Consider the following 2302-nt stretch of genomic DNA (forward strand, 5'->3'; position numbering starts at 1 on the left):
CCGCCACCGGCAGCAGCGCCTTGTGCGAAACCCCCGCCGCGGCCGCCATCGGGTCCGTCCCGCGCCGCTGCCCGGCCAGGACCAGCGCCGTGACGCCCGTCACAGCGGCTTCCCATAGATGCGGTAGGTCTTATAGGCCCGCGCGCCCAGGACCTCGGCCAGGTGGCGCATGGGCAGGTTGTCCTCCAGCACCCAGGACATCTCGATCTGCCGGATGCCCAGGGCACGGGCCTCCCGCCGCAGCGCCTCCACCAGGAAGAGCGGCAGCACGCGCCCCAGCAGCCCCGCCTGCAACTGCGGCCGCACCCCCATCAGCGGCACGCGCGCGGTGGAAACACCCGACACCTTCAGCCGCCACAGCAGCTTCGCCCAGCCGAGCGGCAGCAGCCGCCCCGACAGGTCGCGGATCGCCTCGTTCAGGTTCGGCAGGCAGACGGCGAAGGCGACGGGCCGCCCCTGCATCTCCGCGAACCAGACCAGCCTCTCGTTCAGCAGCGGCTTCAGCTCGGCGGCCAGATGCGCCACCTCGGCGGCGGTGAAGGGCACGAAGCCCCAGTTTCCCGCCCAGGCCTCGTTGTAGATGCCGATCAGCGCCTCGACCTCCTGCCGCAGCGCCGCGCGCCGCAGCGGCCGCAGGGTGACGCCGGATGGCAGGCCACGCGCCACCACCCGCGCCGCCGCCGGCGGCAGCGCCTCCGTCACGGGGCTGATATAGGCCAGCATGTCCCGCGCCTTGGCATAGCCCAGCGCCTCCAGCCGCGTGCCGGCATGGGGCGGGTCATGCGGCATCATCATCATCGGCGGCGTATCGAAGCCCGAGACGAGGAGCCCCGTCTGCTCGTTGATGGAAAGGCTGAACGGCCCCAGCATCCGCCGCAGCCCACGGCCGCGCGCCCATGCCTCGGCGGTGTCCAGCAGCGCCGCGAAGACCTCGGCACTGTCTTCGGCGGCCAGCAGCCCGAAATAGGCCGGCCTCCCGCCTTCCGTCTCCGGCACCAGCCGGTCGTCCTGCGCGCTGATGCGCCCTACCTCGCGCCCGTCACGCCGGGCGATCCAGAAGGCCGCCTCGCCGTGCTGGAACCAGGGGTTCTTCGCCGGGGACAGCGCTTCCCGCCGCTCCAGCCGCAGCGGCGGCACCCAGGCGGGATCGTGCCGCATCAGGTCGTGCGGCAGCCGGATGAAACGCTCCATCCCCGCACGGTCCGTGACGGAGAGGATCTCGACGGGGGAGGGAGCCCGCGCGGTGGCCGCGCTCACGCAGCCCTGTCCGGGCGGGCATCCGGGCGGGCATCCGGGCGGGCGGGCCGGTCGCGCGGCGGCGCGCCGGTCAGCTTCTCCACCCAGGGGAAGCGCCGGGCCTCTTCCCGGTCATAGCCCAGGTTGAAGACATGCGGGCTGCGCGGCCGCTGCCGCACCTCGCCATAATAGGTGCCGAGGGCACGATCCACGACGAAGCTGGTGATCCCGTAATTCCCGCCCTCGTGGTGGAAATGGTGCGCGAGGTGCAGCTCCTTCATCCGCCGCAGCAGCCGGCCGCGCGGCTTGAAGTTCAGGTGCTGGATGCAGTGGCAGAACTCGTAGATGCAGGTGATCACGAAGCCCGCCGCGCAGGCCGCCGCCGCGCCCGCAGCCCCGCCGATCAGCCAGCCGACCGGGATCAGGATGGCCAGGATGGTCGGCACCGTCGTCACCGGCGCGCCGAAGAGCACGTCCAGACGGTGCGGGTCCTGGTGGTGGTCGAAATGCACGCGCTTCCACAGCGCCGCCGTTAGCGGCGAGCGGTAGAGGAAACGCGAATGCAGGATGAAGCGGTGGATGGCGTACCAGACCAGCGGATAGGCCAGGATCGTGGCGGCCACCGCCAGCGCCGGCCGCAGCGCCCCCTCCGCCCAGTGCACGGAAAGCCCGGCCGAGATGATGGCGAGCAGCCCATACAGATGGATCGCCGGATGCGCCGCATAGGCGACGACGAGTTCCCGAAGCGTCATCCGCCCCAGATCGAAACTGCGTCCGCCCCGCCAGGGACCATACATGAAACCGCCTCCTTGCTCAGATGAGAGCATGCCGGAACCGCATGTGCCTTCAGGCCTCCTCGCGCCACAGGCACAGGAGGCCCGCGGTGGCGAAGCAGGGCAGCATGCTCCAGGCCGCCGGAACCGGGCCCAGCCCGCCGGCCTCGCCGATCGCGATCATCAGGCCCTGCGCCACGAGATAGCCGAGCCCGAGCGTCAGGCCAACCGCGGCCCGCCGCGTGCCGCCATGCTGGCGCGGCAGGCCGAAGGCGGCGGGCATGGCCAGCAGC

At 71.9% G+C, this 2302-nt stretch carries 3 protein-coding genes; all 3 read right to left on the reverse strand.

Going from position 1 to position 2302, the window contains the following annotated elements; genetic code table 11:
* Positions 1-99 precede the first annotated feature (99 nt).
* Positions 100-1257, reverse strand: a complete 1158-nt coding sequence (locus tag ROTAS13_RS23160) for a GNAT family N-acetyltransferase (RefSeq protein ID WP_019463172.1) — start codon at positions 1255-1257, stop codon at positions 100-102.
* The gene (locus ROTAS13_RS23165; protein ID WP_099780899.1) at positions 1254-2033 is read right to left on the reverse strand and encodes a sterol desaturase family protein; all 780 of its coding nucleotides are present in this window, start codon (positions 2031-2033) and stop codon (positions 1254-1256) included. Before ROTAS13_RS23165 ends, ROTAS13_RS23160 begins: the two co-directional genes overlap by 4 nt.
* Before the next feature lie 49 nt (positions 2034-2082).
* Positions 2083-2302 (reverse strand): LptF/LptG family permease (locus tag ROTAS13_RS27515; RefSeq protein ID WP_216348728.1); only part of this gene is annotated, 220 nt, incomplete at its 5' end.

The organism is Roseomonas sp. TAS13, assembly GCF_001950415.1.
Classification (GTDB): Bacteria; Pseudomonadota; Alphaproteobacteria; order Acetobacterales; family Acetobacteraceae; genus Roseomonas; species Roseomonas mucosa.